This is a genomic window from Cellulosimicrobium sp. SL-1 (assembly GCF_011033075.1).
Lineage (GTDB): Bacteria > Actinomycetota > Actinomycetes > Actinomycetales > Cellulomonadaceae > Cellulosimicrobium > Cellulosimicrobium funkei.
The window spans coordinates 57,858-71,374 of sequence record NZ_JAACJC010000005.1; the positions used below are offsets into that span (position 1 = coordinate 57,858).

Consider the following 13,517-nt stretch of genomic DNA (forward strand, 5'->3'; position numbering starts at 1 on the left):
GCCCGGCGCCCCCGCGACGGACTGACCGCCGCACACATTTTCGTGTACGTCATTCCTGTGAGCGAGGAGCAGCGCACCATCCACGGCAAGCCGGTCCCCGACGAGCAGACCCGGGCATGGGCCGACGAGGCCGGATACGACCTGCCCGCTCTCCGCACGCGCCGCCGTGGCCGCCCCACGGCCGGCGACGGCCCCGGCAAGCCCGTCACCGTCCGCCTCGACGAGCAGACCCTGACCGCGCTCCGGGAGCGCGCCGAGCGAGAGGGTCTGGCGAACGAGTCGGAGACGATCCGCGCCGCCGTCCGCGCCTGGGCCCACGTCGCGTGAAGCTTCACGAGCCCGTACGGAACCGCGACACGCGGGACCGACCCGCCGAAGTAGACCCCCAGCCGTCTCGTGGTCCTCGTGCAGACCGAGGAGAGCCCTCCTGCGACGCCCCAGGTCGGGTGGTGAGATGCGGACGAGCCGGTCTGTACGCCGGGTTCTGTTCCCGCGCGAGGTCACCCTCGCGCGGGCGACGGTCATCCATCTAGGCCCTGCGTCGCCGCAGGGCTCGAGCGGTCTACCCGACTGTGCTTCTCCGTGGAGAATCGGGCGGGCAGCCCTCAGACACAGTCTGTCTGACCTTGCTCCAGGTGGGGTTTACCGAGCCGGACCGGTCACCCGGTCCGCTGGTGGTCTCTTACACCACCGTTTCACCCTTACCGCACCGGTCGGGGCCGGAGCCCTTCCCGACGCGGCGGTCTGTTCTCTGTGGCACTGTCCCGCGGGTCACCCCGGGTGGGCGTTACCCACCACCTTGCCCTTCGGAGCCCGGACGTTCCTCGGCGGGAGGCACGAGGCCTCCCGACGCGACCGTCCGACCGACTCGTCCGCGCCAGCAAGGCTACCGCTCCCGGGCGGCTCGGCGGACCAGCGACCGGCCCGCCGGCGGGTCATGGCCCGTAAGATGGCCCGCCCCCCTCGAAGCCTGCTCCCGGAGGTCTGTCGTGCCCGCCACCGCCGAACCGTCCGCCCCCGACGCCCCGAGCGCGGCACCCGCCACCGACACGTCGGCCGAGCTCGCCCGGGAGCAGGAGTTCCTCGCCGACGCCCGCAGGCAGCTCGCCCGCATGCGCGAGCGGGCGGGGTCGCTCGACGCGCTCGCGGGAGACCGGGTCAGCGCCGAGTACCTCGAGGCGGCGCTCGCCCGTCGGCTCGCCCAGCTCGCCGACGACCCCGAGGCCCCGCTCTTCTTCGGACGCATCGACCTCGACGGCACCGGCCACGAGCCCGCCGAGGTCTTCCACATCGGCCGCCGCCACGTCTCGGACCCCGAGGGCGACCCGCTCGTCGTCGACTGGCGCGCCCCGGTGAGCACGCCCTTCTACCGCGCAACCCGCACGGAGCCGATGGGGGTCGCCGTCCGCCGTCGCTACGGCTTCCAGCGTGGTGCCCTCACCGGCTTCGAGGACGAGACGCTCACCGCCCCGGGTCCCGGTGCGGAGCTCTCCGCGATCCTCGAGGCCGAGATCGAGCGGCCCCGCACCGGGCCGATGCGCGACATCGTCGCCACCATCCAGCCCGAGCAGGACGTCATCGTGCGCAGCGGGCTCGACCGGACCGTCGTCGTGCAGGGCGCGCCCGGCACCGGCAAGACCGCCGTCGGGCTGCACCGCGCCGCGTACCTGCTGTACTCCCACCGCGAGCGGGTGAGCCGCGCCGGGATGACCGTCGTCGGGCCCAACGCGAGCTTCCTGCGGTACATCCGCGACGTGCTGCCCGCGCTCGGCGAGGTCGACGCGACCCAGACCACCGTCGAGGAGATCGTCACGGCGCACGGCCGCCTGCGCGGCACGGAGCCCGCGGAGGTCGCCCGGCTCAAGGGCGACGGGCGCCTGGCCGAGGTGCTCCGACGCGCCGTGTGGTCGCACCTCGTCGATCCGTCCGAGGCGCTCGTGCTGCCGCGCGGTGCGCGCCGCTGGCGCGTCGCCGCGTACGAGGCACGCGAGTGCGTGGCGCAGGTGGTCGGCCGGGGGCCGCGCTTCGACGCCGGTCGCGACCACCTGCGGCACGCGCTCGCGCACCGGATCCTCGTGCAGATCGAGGAGTCGGGCGAGGCGCTCGACGAGCGGGCGTGGGACGCGCTCGCGCGCACGCGCCCGGTCCGGGACTACACCGCCGCGGTGTGGCCGAAGGTCACGCCGACGGCGCTGCTGCACCGGCTCCTCGTCGACCCCGCGTTCCTCGCCGCGAGCGCCGACGGCGTCCTCTCCGCGGCGGAGCAGGAGCTGCTGCGCCCGGCCCGACCGTCCCGGACGCCGGGCACGGCTCGCTGGACGCTGGCCGACCTCGTCCTGCTCGACGAGATCGCGGACCTGCTGGCCCGCGGGGCGTCGGTCGCGCACGTCGTGGTGGACGAGGCGCAGGACCTCTCGCCGATGATGCTGCGCGCTCTCGGGCGCCGGGCGCGCACCGGCTCGCTGACGGTGCTGGGCGACCTGGCCCAAGCGACGACGCCGTGGGGGGTCTCCTCGTGGACCGACGCGCTGACGCACCTCGGCAAGCCCGACGGCCACGTGGAGCAGCTCACCGCGGGCTTCCGCGTCCCCGGCGACGTCATCGAGTACGCGGCCCGCCTGCTGCCCTCGATCGCGCCGGACCTCGACCCGCCGGTCGCCGTCCGCCGGGCGCGGGGCGAGCTCGTCCTCACCACGAGGCCGGTCGTGGACCTGGTCCGCACGGCGCTCGCCCGGGAGGGGTCGGTCGGGCTGATCGTGCCCGACGCCGGCACGGACGCCGCGCGCGCGGCGCTCGCCGCGGCGGGCCTCGCCTTCGCGGTCGTCGGCGAGGCGTCGGACGACGACGGCGCGGTCGAGTTCGACGCGCGCCTCGACCTGGTGCCCGCGTCGCTCGCGAAGGGCTTGGAGTTCGACCACGTCGTGCTGGACGACCCGGAGGGCGTCGTCCGGGGCGAGCCGGACCGGGTCACGGGGCTGCGACGGCTGTACGTCTGCCTGACCCGCGCGGTGACGTCCCTCGCCGTCCGCCACCGGGACGACCTGCCCGCCGAGCTCCGCCGCCCGTGACGGGCGCCTCGGTGGTGGCGCGGACGCGCCGGGACCGTCGTATCGGCACTCCTCGGTAGGGTGCCCGGGTGGCCACAGCGACTGCGACCGATCCCGCGCTCGACGTGCTCCGGCGGGTGTTCGGGTACGACGCGTTCCGGGGTGAGCAGGCGGCCGTCATCGACACCGTCGTCAACGGCGGCGACGCCCTGGTGCTCATGCCGACCGGCGGGGGCAAGTCGCTGTGCTACCAGGTCCCCGCCCTGGTCCGTCCGGGGACCGGCGTCGTGGTCTCCCCGCTCATCGCCCTCATGCAGGACCAGGTGGACGCCCTCGCGGCGCTCGGCGTCCGCGCCGCGTTCCTCAACTCCACGCTGTCCTCGGAGGACCGCCGCGCCGTGGAGCGCGCGCTCGTGGCGGGTGAGCTCGACCTGCTCTACGTGGCGCCGGAGGGGCTCCGCAGCCGCGCCACCCTCGACCTGCTCGACAGGACGCCGATCGCGCTCTTCGCGATCGACGAGGCGCACTGCGTGTCCCAGTGGGGCCACGACTTCCGGCCGGACTACCTCGAGCTGTCGGTGCTGCACCAGCGCTGGCCGTCCGTCCCGCGCATCGCGCTGACCGCGACGGCGACGGCCGCGACGCGGGCCGAGATCGCCCAGCGCCTCGACCTGGAGGGCGCACGGCACTTCGTCTCCAGCTTCGACCGCCCCAACATCACCTACCGGATCGTGCCCAAGGACCGGCCCGAGAAGCAGCTGCTCGACCTGCTGCGCACCGAGCACGCCGGGGAGGCGGGGATCGTCTACTGCCTCTCGCGCGCGTCGGTCGAGAGGACCGCCGCGACGCTCGTCGAGAACGGGATCCAGGCGCTGCCCTACCACGCGGGGCTCACCGCGTCGGTGCGCGCCGCGAACCAGTCCCGGTTCCTGCGCGAGGACGGCCTGGTCATGGTCGCGACGATCGCCTTCGGCATGGGCATCGACAAGCCCGACGTCCGGTTCGTCGCCCACCTCGACCTGCCCAAGTCCGTCGAGGGGTACTACCAGGAGACAGGACGCGCGGGGCGTGACGGCCTGCCGTCCACCGCCTGGCTGGCCTACGGCCTCGCCGACGTCGTGCAGCAGCGCAAGCTCATCGAGACGTCCGACGGCGACGCCGCGCACCGGCGCAACCTGGGCCGGCACCTGGACGCGATGCTCGCCCTCTGCGAGACCGTGGAGTGCCGCCGCGCCCAGCTCCTCGCCTACTTCGGCCAGGAGCACCCGGGGGCCTGCGGGTCGTGCGACACGTGCCTCGCCCCGCCCGAGGCCTGGGACGGGACGGTCGCCGCGCAGAAGGTGCTCTCGACGGTGTTCCGCCTGGACCGCGAGCGCGGGCAGCGCTTCGGCGTCGGGCAGGTCGTCGACATCCTCCTCGGCCGGGACACGGAGAAGGTCCGACGGTTCCGGCACCAGGAGCTGTCGGTGTTCGGGGTCGGGGACGACCTCTCCGAGAACGAGTGGCGGGCCGTGGTGCGCCAGCTCCTCGCCCAGGGGCTGCTCACCGTCGAGGGCGCGCACGGGACGCTCGTGCTCACCGCGGCGAGCGGGGAGGTCCTGGCCCGGCGCCGCGAAGTCCGGATGCGGCACGAGCCGGCGCGTCCGGCACGCGCGGCGAAGGGACGGAAGGCGGCCGCCGCCGAGCTGGCCGAGGCCGACGTCCCGCTCTTCGAGGCGCTGCGCGCCTGGCGGGCGGGCGAGGCGAAGACCCAGGGCGTGCCCGCGTACATCGTGTTCGGTGATGCGACGCTCCGCGGGATCGCGACCGCCCGGCCCGGCTCGCTCGAGCGGCTCGCGCTGGTGAGCGGCGTCGGCGAGAACAAGCTCGCCCGGTACGGAGACGCGGTGCTGGCCGTCGTCGCCGAGGCAGGCTGAGCGGCCGCACACCGGTCTCGGACCGTCCCCCGCCGCCCTCGGCAGCGGACGACCGTGTCAGACGTCGACGCGGTACGACAGCGCGAGCTCGTCGCCGCTGACGCCGCGGATGCCCCAGTTCTCGCGCGGGCTCTCGAGGATCACAAGCTCCACGTCGTCCGCCGTCAGGCCGAGGGCGGGCGCGACGTCCTCGTACAGCGCCGCGACCAGCGCGCGCTTGGCCTCGCGCGTGCGGCCCGTGAAGCAGACGACCTCGACGACGAGGTACCCGTCCGAGCGCGGGGCGACCAGGTCGTCGTCGTCCAGGAGCAGGAAGCGGTGGAACCGCTTGTCCGGCGGGAGCTGCCACGCGCGCACGAGCGCGTCGTGCAGCGCGTCGGACAACTCCGTCCGCCGCGCGCCCCACACGCTGCGCCGTCCGTAGATCTTCACCTGGGCCATCGGGCGAGCGTAGCCGTGACGCACCCCACGCCGTCGGCCCCGGTCACCCGCGACGGCGACGTCGCGCGCGCTCGTAGAGTGACCCGGTGCTCGTGCTGCTCCCCCCGTCCGAGGGCAAGACCCCCGCGCCCGACGGCGCCCCGCCCGTCGACCTCGACACCCTGACCTCCCCCGCGCTCACCGCGCACCGCGTGACGGTCCTCGACGCGCTCGCCGCCGCGAGCGCCCGGCCGGACGCCCACGAGGTCCTGGGCACGACGCCGGGGCTCGCCGAGGAGGTGCGACGCAACACCGTGCTGCGCTCGGCCCCGGCCGGTCCGGCGGCCGACGTGTACACGGGCGTGCTGTACGGCGCCGCGGACCTCGCGGGGGCGCTCGCCGCGGGCGGGGAGCCCGCGCGTCGGGCCCGCGAGGACGTGCGCGTCGTGTCGGGGCTGTGGGGCACCCTCTCCCCTGCCGACCGGGTCCCGGCGTACCGGCTCTCCATGGCGGTGGACCTGCCGGGCGTCGGGAAGCTCGCCACGGCGTGGCGACCCCACCTCGCCCCCGTGCTCGACGAGCGGGCCGCGGGCGACGTCGTCGTCGACTGCCGGTCCGCGACGTACGTGGGCGCGTGGAAGCCGCGGACGTCCGGCCCGCCGGCGGCCGAGTGGGTCGCGGTGCGGGTCGTGCGCGAGCACGCCGGGAAGCGCACCGTCGTCTCGCACAACGCCAAGCACACGCGCGGCGTGCTCGCCGGGCACCTCGTGCGCCGGGAGGCGGCGGCGCCGTCGTCCGCGGCCGGGCTGCTGGACGCCGCGCGCGAGCTCGTCGGCACGGTGATCGGGACCGAGGTCGGCTCGGGCCTCACCTACCGGCTGATCGAGGCGACCCTGCACGACGCCACGACGCGCAGCGGCCCGCGGACGCTCGAGCTCGTCATCGCCTGAGCGGTCCAGGCGAGCGGTCCGGGCGAGCGGTCCGGCGCGGTTGTCGGCCCGGGCCGGTGCCGCGTGCCACTGCGCCGGGACGGGCAGGGGTCCACAGTGGACCCATGGCCGTCAGCCAGGACCTCGCCGACCGCGTCCGCGCGGTGCTGGCGCCCCGCGCCCCGTTCGAGGAGCGGACGGTGTTCGGCGGGCTCGCGTTCCTCGTCGACGGGCGCATGGCGGTCGCGATCACCGGCGACGCCCTCATGGTGCGGGTCGGGACGGGCGGACGCACCGCCGCCCTGGAGCGCGGCGCCCGGCCGATGACGATGGGCACCCGCACGATGGCGGGGTGGGTCGTCGTCGACGGTCCGCGCCTGGCGGACACGCGCGAGCTCGACGCCTGGGTGGAGACCGGTCTCCAGGTCGCCCGCACCGCGCGTCCGAGGCCGCCGAAGTAGAGGCCTGGTCACGACCATGCCTCTACTTCGCGCTACCAGGCCTCTACCTCGGCCGGGTCAGAGGTCGCTCGGGACGCCCTGGGCCGTGAGCTCGCTCATGCCGTCGGCCCACAGCCGCAGGATGCTCACCGACGCCGGAGGGACACGGATGCGCGACCACTGCTCGGGCGGCGCGTCCACGGCCGTCCCGATCGCGGCCCGCACCTGGACGGCGTGGCCCACGACGACGACGGTGCGGCCCGCGGGTCCGGCACCCGGCAGCATGGTGTCGACGAGGTCGCACAGCCCCTGCCGGACGCGCACGCCGACGTCGGCGGCGGACTCGCCGCGCGGGGCCGGCGTCGTCCCGGTCGTGTACCAGGCGGGCAGGAGGCCGGGCCACCCGGCGTCCACCTCCGCGGCCGTGAGCCCCTCCCACGCGCCGAAGTCCACCTCGGCGAACCGGTCGTCCGTCGTCACGGGCACCCCGAGGCGGCGGCCGACGGCGCGCGCGGTCTCCTGGGCCCGGACCATGGGCGAGGAGACGACGGCCGACGGGCGCGGCAGGTCGGGCCACGCCTGACGACCGATCCGGAACACCAGGTCCGCGGCCTGCGCGGCCTGGGTCCGGCCGCGCGCGGTGAGCGACGGCCCCGGGACCGACGAGCCGCTGAACGCGCCCGCGACGGTGAGCGGCGTCTGGCCGTGGCGCACGAGCACGACCGTGAGCGCGGGCGCGTCGTCGAACCGGACGGTGGCGCCCGACGGCCGAGCGGGCGTGTCGAGCGCCGCGCCCTCGGGGACGGCGGGGAGGGTCGCCCCGTCCACGGGGACGGGCGCGGTCTCGGCCGCGGGGTCGGCTGCTGCACCCGAGGACGGGTCCGCGGGGTCGAGGTCGCGCACGACGGTCCCGCGGGTGTCCATCGCCTCGTTGGCCAGGGCGTCGGCCGCCGCGTTCTGCGCGCGCGGCACCCACTCGTACGTGACCTGCGCGGCGGGGAGCACCGCCGCGGCCTCGGCCGCCAGGCGGCGCATGTCGTCGTGCTTGATCTGCCAGCGCCCCGACATCTGCTCGACGACGAGCCGCGAGTCCATCCGGACCGTCACGCGCGCGTCCGGGTCGATCTCCGCGGCGGCGCGCAGCCCGGCGACGAGGCCCGAGTACTCGGCGACGTTGTTCGTCGTCGTCCCGAGGTACGCGGCCCGCTCGGCGAGCACCTGGCCGGTCGCGGCGTCGCGCACGAGCGCCCCGAAGCCCGCGGGCCCCGGGTTGCCGCGTGAGCCGCCGTCGGCCTCGACGACGAGCTGCCGACCGCTGGTGCCGCTCACGCGCCGGCGCCCTCCGGCCGCACCACGATGTGGCCGTAGTCCTCGAGCCGCACCACCTGGTCGGGCGCGGCCGACGTGATCGCCGCGAGCTCGGCCGGGCTCAGCGAGACGTTGAGCCCGTCGACGTGCTGGCCGCGCAGCGCGACGACGCCGCGGCCGCCGTTCTGGTCGCGCACGCGCTCGTAGAGCGCGAGCAGGCCCGCGTCGAGACCGGCGACGGCGTCCGTGCGCCGCCCCGCGACCTGCGCGGCCTCGGCGTCGAGCTCGGCGTACCGGGCGTCGCGCGCGGCCACGACCTCGGCCTTGGCGGACTCGAGCTCGGCGTGCGCCGACTCGAGCTTCGCGAGGGCCTCCTCGTGCGCCTCGAGCCGCTCCATGACGTCGAGCTCGACCTCCTCGAGGACGCCCTGCCTTCGCGCGAGCGACTCGAGCTCGGCGACGAGCGCCTGAGCGTCCTTCGCCCCGACCTGGCCGGAGTCCAGGCGGAACTGGTCACGCGCGGCGCGCGTCCGCACCTGCTCGACGTCGCCCTCGGCCTTGGTCAGCTCGCGCCGGAGGTCGCTCACCGCGGTCCGCGACTCCACGAGCTTGCCGCGCAGGTCCTCGAGCTGGGCGTCGAGCTCGGCGATGCGCGTGTGCTCCGGCAGGTTCTTGCGCTGGTGCGCGAGCTGCTGGGCACGCGTGTCGAGCTCCTGGACGTCGAGCAGGCGGAGCTGGTCGGCGGGCGGTGCAGTGGCCACGGGTGGTTCCTTTCGTGGGCCCCGGACGGGGCCGGCGTGCGGGTCGGTGGGGACGGGTGGGGGTCGACGCGCGGCGGGCGTCAGCCCTGCGCCGTGGCGTGGGGCGGTCCGGCGTCGGCTGTGGGGTCGGCGGGTGCGGACGGGAACCGCGCCGTCCACGGGTCGGTGACGAGCGTGCTGACCCGCGTCTCCACGGCCGCGCCGGAGCGCGCGAGGACGCGCACGAGGTCCTCGGCAGCGTAGCGGAGCCACGGCCACTCCGAGGCGTAGTGCGGCACGTCGACGAGGAACGGCGTCCCCGCCTCGCCGCCGTCGAGCCGCGCGCGCTCGCGCAGCTCGGACACGGGGTGGTGGCGCAGGTCGGAGGTGAGGTAGACGTCGGCCCCGCTCGCGCGCACGGCGTCGAACAGCGAGTCGCCGGACCCGCCCACGACCGCCACCGACTCGACGCGCGCGTCGAGGTCGCCCGCCACGCGGACGCCCTGCACCGTCGGAGGCAGCACCTGCGCGACGCGCTGCGCGAACGCGCGCAACGTCGTCGGCTCCGCGAGCCGGCCCACGCGGCCGGTGCCGGTGCGCGCCGCCTCGTGCGGCGACGGCGCGGGGTGCGGCACGAGGGGGACGCGGTGCAGGAGGTCGAGCGCGTCGGCGAGGGCGTCCGCGACCCCGCGCTGCGCGGCGTCGGCGTTGGTGTGCGCGACGTACAGCGCGCAGCCGCCCCGGATGAGGCGGTGCACGAGCGAGCCCTTGAAGGTCGTCGCGGCGACGGAGTGCACGGGCCGCAGGAACAGGGGGTGGTGCGTCACGAGGACGTCGGCACCCCAGGCCAGCGCCTCGTCCGCGACCTCCTCGACGGGGTCGACGGCGAGCAGCACCTTGCGCACGGGCGCGTCCGGGTCCCCGGCGACCAGGCCGACGGCGTCCCAGTCCTCCGCCGTCGACGGCGGGTACAGCTCGTCCAGCGTCCGCACGACGCGGCCGAGCGTCGGGTGCCCCGCGCCCTCGGCCGCCGGGTCCGCAGGAGGCGTGTCGGTGCTCGGGTCGGGCGCGGCGGTCATGGCGGCAGGCTATCCCGGGCGGGCCGCCGGACGCCGCTCGCCATGGTTTGATGGATTGCGCAAGCCATCATCCCGCAGCCCGGAGGACCCGTGCCCCGCCCACCCCGACCCGACGACGGCGCCCCCGGCACCGACGAGACCGCCCCCCTCTACCGCATCAAGGCCGAGCTCTTCCGGTGCCTCGCGCACCCCACGCGAATCCAGGTGCTCGAGGTCCTCGCCGCCGACGCCGACCACACCGCGCCCGTCTCCGTGCTGCTCGACGTCACCGGGTGCGAGGCGTCCCAGCTCTCCCAGCACCTCGCGGTGCTGCGCCGGGCAGGCGTCGTCACCTCGACGCGCAGCGGGAACGCCGTCGAGTACCGCCTCGCCGAGCCGCTCGTCGCCGAGCTGCTCGTCGTCGCGCGGGCGTTCCTCCTGTCGAACCTCGCCGGCGCGTCCGACCAGCTCGAGGCCGCGCGGCGGCTCCCGGCCCTGCCCGGCGCGACCGCGCGCGCGGTGCTCGACGCGACCACGGCGTCGTCCCCCTCGGCATGAACCGCCTCGCCGCCGTCCGCGACCTGCTGCCCCGCCGCTCCGACTACGACCTGCGCCCCCGGACCCTGCGCGCCGACCTCCTCGCCGGCGTCACCGTGGGCGTCGTCGCGCTCCCGCTCGCGCTCGCGTTCGGCGTCAGCTCCGGCGTCGGGGCCGCCGCCGGGCTCGTCACCGCCGTCGTCGCCGGCGTCGTCGCGGCGGTCCTCGGCGGGTCGAACCACCAGGTGTCCGGACCGACCGGGGCGATGGCGGTCGTGCTCGCGCCGGTCGTCGTCGCGCACGGTCCGGGCTCCGTCGCGCTCGTCACCGTCCTCGCCGGGCTCGTGGTCCTCGTCGCCGGGCTCGCCCGGCTCGGGCGCGTCGTCACGTACATCCCGTGGCCGGTCGTCGAGGGGTTCACGCTCGGGATCGCGTGCATCATCTTCCTCCAGCAGGTCCCGGCCGCGGTCGGCGTCGAGGTCGCGCCCGGCCACAACACCCTCGTGTCCGCCGTGGAGGCCGTGCGCGCCGCCGTCACCGACGTCCCCGCCGCCCCGGTGCTGTGGACGCTCGGCTGCGTCGCGCTCGTCGCCGCGACCATGGTGCTGCTCCCCCGGCTCCACGCGGGGATCCCCGCGTCGCTCGTCGCGGTCGTGCTCGCCACCGTCCTCGTCGAGGTGCTCGGCGCGCCCGTCCCGCGCATCGGTGCGCTGCCGTCGTCGCTGCCCGCGCCCGTCCTGCCGTCGGTCACGCCCGGCGCGCTGCGCGACCTCGGCGGCGCCGCGCTCGCCATCGCCGCGCTCGCCGCGATCGAGTCCCTGCTGTCCGCGCGCGTCGCAGCGACCATGGTCCAGTCCGGGCCGGGCGGCGGTTCCGTCTACCAGCCCGACCGGGAGCTCGTCGGCCAGGGCGCCGCCTCCGTCGCCAGCGGCCTCTTCGGCGGCATGCCCGCCACGGGGGCCATCGCCCGCACCGCGGTCAACGTGCGCTCCGGCGCCCGGACGCGGCTCTCCGCCGTCGTGCACGCGGTCGTGATCCTCGCGGTCATGTACCTCGCCACCGGCCCGGTCTCGCGGATCCCGCTCGCCGCGCTCGCCGGCGTCCTCATGGTGACGAGCTTCCGGATGATCGGCGGGCGCACGATCCGCTCCGTCGTCGGGGCCGGTCGCTCCAGCGCGGCGACCTTCGCCGTGACTGCCGTCGTCACCGTCGCGTTCGACCTCGTGCAGGCCGTCGAGATCGGCATCCTCGTCGCCGCGTTCTTCGCGCTGCGGACCGTCGCCCGCGCCTCCGGGGTCCACCGCGAGCCGCTGCCCGGCCCCGCCGAGCCGGGCGACGAGCACGTCGCGCTCTTCCGGCTCGAGGGGTCCATGTTCTTCGGTGCCGCCGACCGCGTGCTCGCCGAGGTGACCGACGCCTCGGCGCACGAGGACGTCGCCGTGGTCGTCCTGCGGCTCTCCCAGCTCCGCATGGTCGACGCGACCGGGGCGAAGGCGCTCGGCGGGCTCATCGAGGGCCTCGAGGCGCGCGGGGTGACCGTCCTCGTCAAGGGCGTCCAGGACCGGCACCGCGCGCTGCTCACGAACGTCGGCGCGCTCGCCGAGCTCCGGCACGAGAACCACCTGTTCGACACGCTCGACGACGCCGTCGAGCACGCGCGCTCCCACGTGCGCCGCGCGGCCACCGGCACCGACGTCCCGCAGGTGCGCGGTCTGCGACCCGCGACGTGAGTGCCTAGCCTGGAGCCGTGCACGAGTACGTGCGAGCCCTGCCGCGGGCGCTGCCGCCCGGCGTCGTGTCGATGGTCGGATACCGCCTGCGGACCGCGACGACGGACGGCACGCCGTCCGTCCACCGCGGCCTGCCGTCGCCGTGGCTCACGCTCGTCGTGAGCACCGCGGGCGCCGTGCCGACGGCGGTCGGGCCGGACGACGCCCCGGTGGGCTACGCCTCGCTCGTCGGCGGGCTGCACACGCGGCCCGCGTACATCCACCAGCCGCCCGAGCAGGCGGGCGTGCAGCTCGCCCTCGACCCCCTCGCGTGCCGGGAGCTGCTCGGCGTCCGGGCCGGCGAGCTCGGGCTCGTCGAGGACGCGGACGCGGTGCTCGGGCCCGTCGCCGAGCGGTTGCGCGAGCAGGTGGCCGAGGCGGGCTCGTGGCCCGCGGCGTTCGACGTCGTGCGGGCGGCGCTCACGCAGCCCGGGGGCGTCATGCCAGGTGGCTCCGTCGCCCGGCGCGACGGCGTGCGCCCCGAGATCGCGGAGGCGTGGCGCGTGCTCGTGCGCACGCACGGGCGCGCCCGGGTCCGGGACGTGGCCCGCCACGTGGCGCTGGGCGAGCGCCGCCTGGAGACGCTGTTCCGGGCGGAGCTCGGGGTCTCGCCGCGCGCGGCGCGCGGGCTCGCGCGGTTCGACGCCGCCCGTCGCGCGGTGCAGCGCCTCGCCCTCGGCCGCGGGCCCCGCACGCTCGCGGACGTCGCCGCGAGCGCCGGGTACGCCGACCACTCCCACCTCGTGCGCAACTTCCGGCGGTTCGCCGGTACGACCCCGACCGGGTGGGTCCGGGAGGAGGTCGGGAACATCCAAGCCGGGGGCCACACCGACGGCCCAGCCTGGGACCATGAGCATCCACGAGAGCACCCGGGACACCACTGACCACGCACCCGCCGCCGACGCGGCCGGGACGCCGACCGGGACGCCGAGCCCCCAGGTCTGGCCCACCCTCCAGGCGCGCGACGCCCGCGCGCTCGTCGTGTTCCTCACCGACGTCGTCGGGTTCGTCGCGACGGCCGTCATGGCGGGCGACGACCGCGACGTCGCGCACGCCCAGCTCGACTGGCCGTACGGCGGCGGGATCATGCTCGGCAGCCACTCCCCCGAGCGGGAGTGGTCGCGCGAGCCGGGGACGTGCGGCACGTACGCCGTCGTGCCCGACGACGCCGCGATCGAGGCGCTCGACGCCCGGCTGCGCGAGCGCGTGCCGGGTACCGGCGGTCGCGTCGTCGTGCCGCTGCGGGACACGGACTACGGGAGCCGCGAGCTCGTGCTCCGGGACCCCGAGGGGAACCTCTGGTCCTTCGGCACGTACCGCGGGGAGCCGCGGCGGTGACGACGCCGGGCGTCC

At 76.2% G+C, this 13,517-nt stretch carries 13 protein-coding genes and 1 other RNA gene; 9 read left to right on the top strand and 5 right to left on the bottom strand.

Annotated elements, in window-relative coordinates:
* Positions 1 to 57: 57 nt before the first annotated feature.
* Complete coding sequence (locus GWJ10_RS08740) at positions 58 to 327, top strand: ribbon-helix-helix domain-containing protein (RefSeq protein ID WP_163186907.1); 270 nt, start codon at positions 58 to 60, stop codon at positions 325 to 327.
* A gap of 130 nt (positions 328 to 457) precedes the next feature.
* Here the strand turns inward: GWJ10_RS08740 and rnpB are convergent.
* An RNA gene (gene rnpB / locus GWJ10_RS08745) (RNase P RNA component class A) lies at positions 458 to 871 on the bottom strand.
* 118 nt (positions 872 to 989) lie between these two features.
* On the opposite strand from rnpB, the gene GWJ10_RS08750 reads away from it, so the two are divergent.
* Both GWJ10_RS08750 and recQ read left to right on the top strand, forming a co-directional pair.
* Positions 990 to 3,068, top strand: a complete 2,079-nt coding sequence (locus GWJ10_RS08750) for an AAA family ATPase (protein ID WP_163186909.1) — start codon at positions 990 to 992, stop codon at positions 3,066 to 3,068.
* A gap of 68 nt (positions 3,069 to 3,136) precedes the next feature.
* Entirely contained in the window at positions 3,137 to 4,963 is a 1,827-nt protein-coding gene (recQ, locus tag GWJ10_RS08755; RefSeq protein WP_163186911.1) for a DNA helicase RecQ, read from the top strand.
* Between the two features lie 57 nt (positions 4,964 to 5,020).
* Here recQ and GWJ10_RS08760 read toward each other — a convergent pair whose 3' ends face one another.
* Positions 5,021 to 5,404: a tautomerase family protein gene (locus GWJ10_RS08760; protein WP_163186913.1), complete on the bottom strand. Its 384-nt coding sequence runs from the start codon at positions 5,402 to 5,404 to the stop codon at positions 5,021 to 5,023.
* 86 nt (positions 5,405 to 5,490) lie between these two features.
* Here GWJ10_RS08760 and yaaA point away from each other — a divergent pair, with 86 nt between their 5' ends.
* Entirely contained in the window at positions 5,491 to 6,333 is an 843-nt protein-coding gene (gene yaaA, locus GWJ10_RS08765; RefSeq protein WP_163186915.1) for a peroxide stress protein YaaA, read from the top strand.
* Between the two features lie 104 nt (positions 6,334 to 6,437).
* Positions 6,438 to 6,773, top strand: coding sequence for a TfoX/Sxy family protein (locus GWJ10_RS08770; RefSeq protein WP_163186917.1), 336 nt, complete (start codon positions 6,438 to 6,440; stop codon positions 6,771 to 6,773).
* Between the two features lie 57 nt (positions 6,774 to 6,830).
* Here GWJ10_RS08770 and GWJ10_RS08775 read toward each other — a convergent pair whose 3' ends face one another.
* The 3 genes from GWJ10_RS08775 to GWJ10_RS08785 form a co-directional block, all read right to left on the bottom strand.
* Positions 6,831 to 8,081, bottom strand: coding sequence for a bifunctional RNase H/acid phosphatase (locus GWJ10_RS08775; protein WP_163186918.1), 1,251 nt, complete (start codon positions 8,079 to 8,081; stop codon positions 6,831 to 6,833).
* Positions 8,078 to 8,821, bottom strand: coding sequence for a hypothetical protein (locus tag GWJ10_RS08780; protein WP_163186920.1), 744 nt, complete (start codon positions 8,819 to 8,821; stop codon positions 8,078 to 8,080). Before GWJ10_RS08780 ends, GWJ10_RS08775 begins: the two co-directional genes overlap by 4 nt.
* Positions 8,822 to 8,901: 80 nt before the next feature.
* A complete protein-coding gene (locus GWJ10_RS08785) occupies positions 8,902 to 9,879 on the bottom strand; it encodes a Nif3-like dinuclear metal center hexameric protein (RefSeq protein WP_163186922.1) in 978 nt (325 codons plus the stop codon).
* A 90-nt stretch (positions 9,880 to 9,969) separates the two neighbouring features.
* Between GWJ10_RS08785 and GWJ10_RS08790 the strand changes: the two genes are divergently transcribed.
* The 4 genes from GWJ10_RS08790 to GWJ10_RS08805 are packed head-to-tail and all read left to right on the top strand — an operon-like array spanning position 9,970 to position 13,502.
* Positions 9,970 to 10,416: a metalloregulator ArsR/SmtB family transcription factor gene (locus GWJ10_RS08790; RefSeq protein WP_076405483.1), complete on the top strand. Its 447-nt coding sequence runs from the start codon at positions 9,970 to 9,972 to the stop codon at positions 10,414 to 10,416.
* Positions 10,413 to 12,125 (top strand): SulP family inorganic anion transporter, encoded by a 1,713-nt coding sequence (locus GWJ10_RS08795; protein WP_163186924.1) that lies wholly within the window; start codon positions 10,413 to 10,415, stop codon positions 12,123 to 12,125. Before GWJ10_RS08790 ends, GWJ10_RS08795 begins: the two co-directional genes overlap by 4 nt.
* A gap of 17 nt (positions 12,126 to 12,142) precedes the next feature.
* Positions 12,143 to 13,048 carry a helix-turn-helix domain-containing protein gene (locus tag GWJ10_RS08800; protein ID WP_206158381.1) on the top strand — a complete coding sequence of 302 codons (906 nt, stop codon included), beginning with the start codon at positions 12,143 to 12,145 and terminating at the stop codon, positions 13,046 to 13,048.
* Entirely contained in the window at positions 13,014 to 13,502 is a 489-nt protein-coding gene (locus GWJ10_RS08805) for a VOC family protein (RefSeq protein WP_206158382.1), read from the top strand. Before GWJ10_RS08800 ends, GWJ10_RS08805 begins: the two co-directional genes overlap by 35 nt.
* The last annotated feature ends 15 nt before the right edge of the window (positions 13,503 to 13,517 follow it).

Coding starts and splice junctions, on each gene's coding strand:
- GWJ10_RS08760 (WP_163186913.1), bottom strand. CDS start 5,404: ATGGCCCAGGTGAAGATCTACGGACGGCGCAGCGTGTGGGGCGCGCGG.
- GWJ10_RS08770 (WP_163186917.1), top strand. CDS start 6,438: ATGGCCGTCAGCCAGGACCTCGCCGACCGCGTCCGCGCGGTGCTGGCG.
- GWJ10_RS08785 (WP_163186922.1), bottom strand. CDS start 9,879: ATGACCGCCGCGCCCGACCCGAGCACCGACACGCCTCCTGCGGACCCG.
- GWJ10_RS08795 (WP_163186924.1), top strand. CDS start 10,413: ATGAACCGCCTCGCCGCCGTCCGCGACCTGCTGCCCCGCCGCTCCGAC.
- GWJ10_RS08805 (WP_206158382.1), top strand. CDS start 13,014: ATGAGCATCCACGAGAGCACCCGGGACACCACTGACCACGCACCCGCC.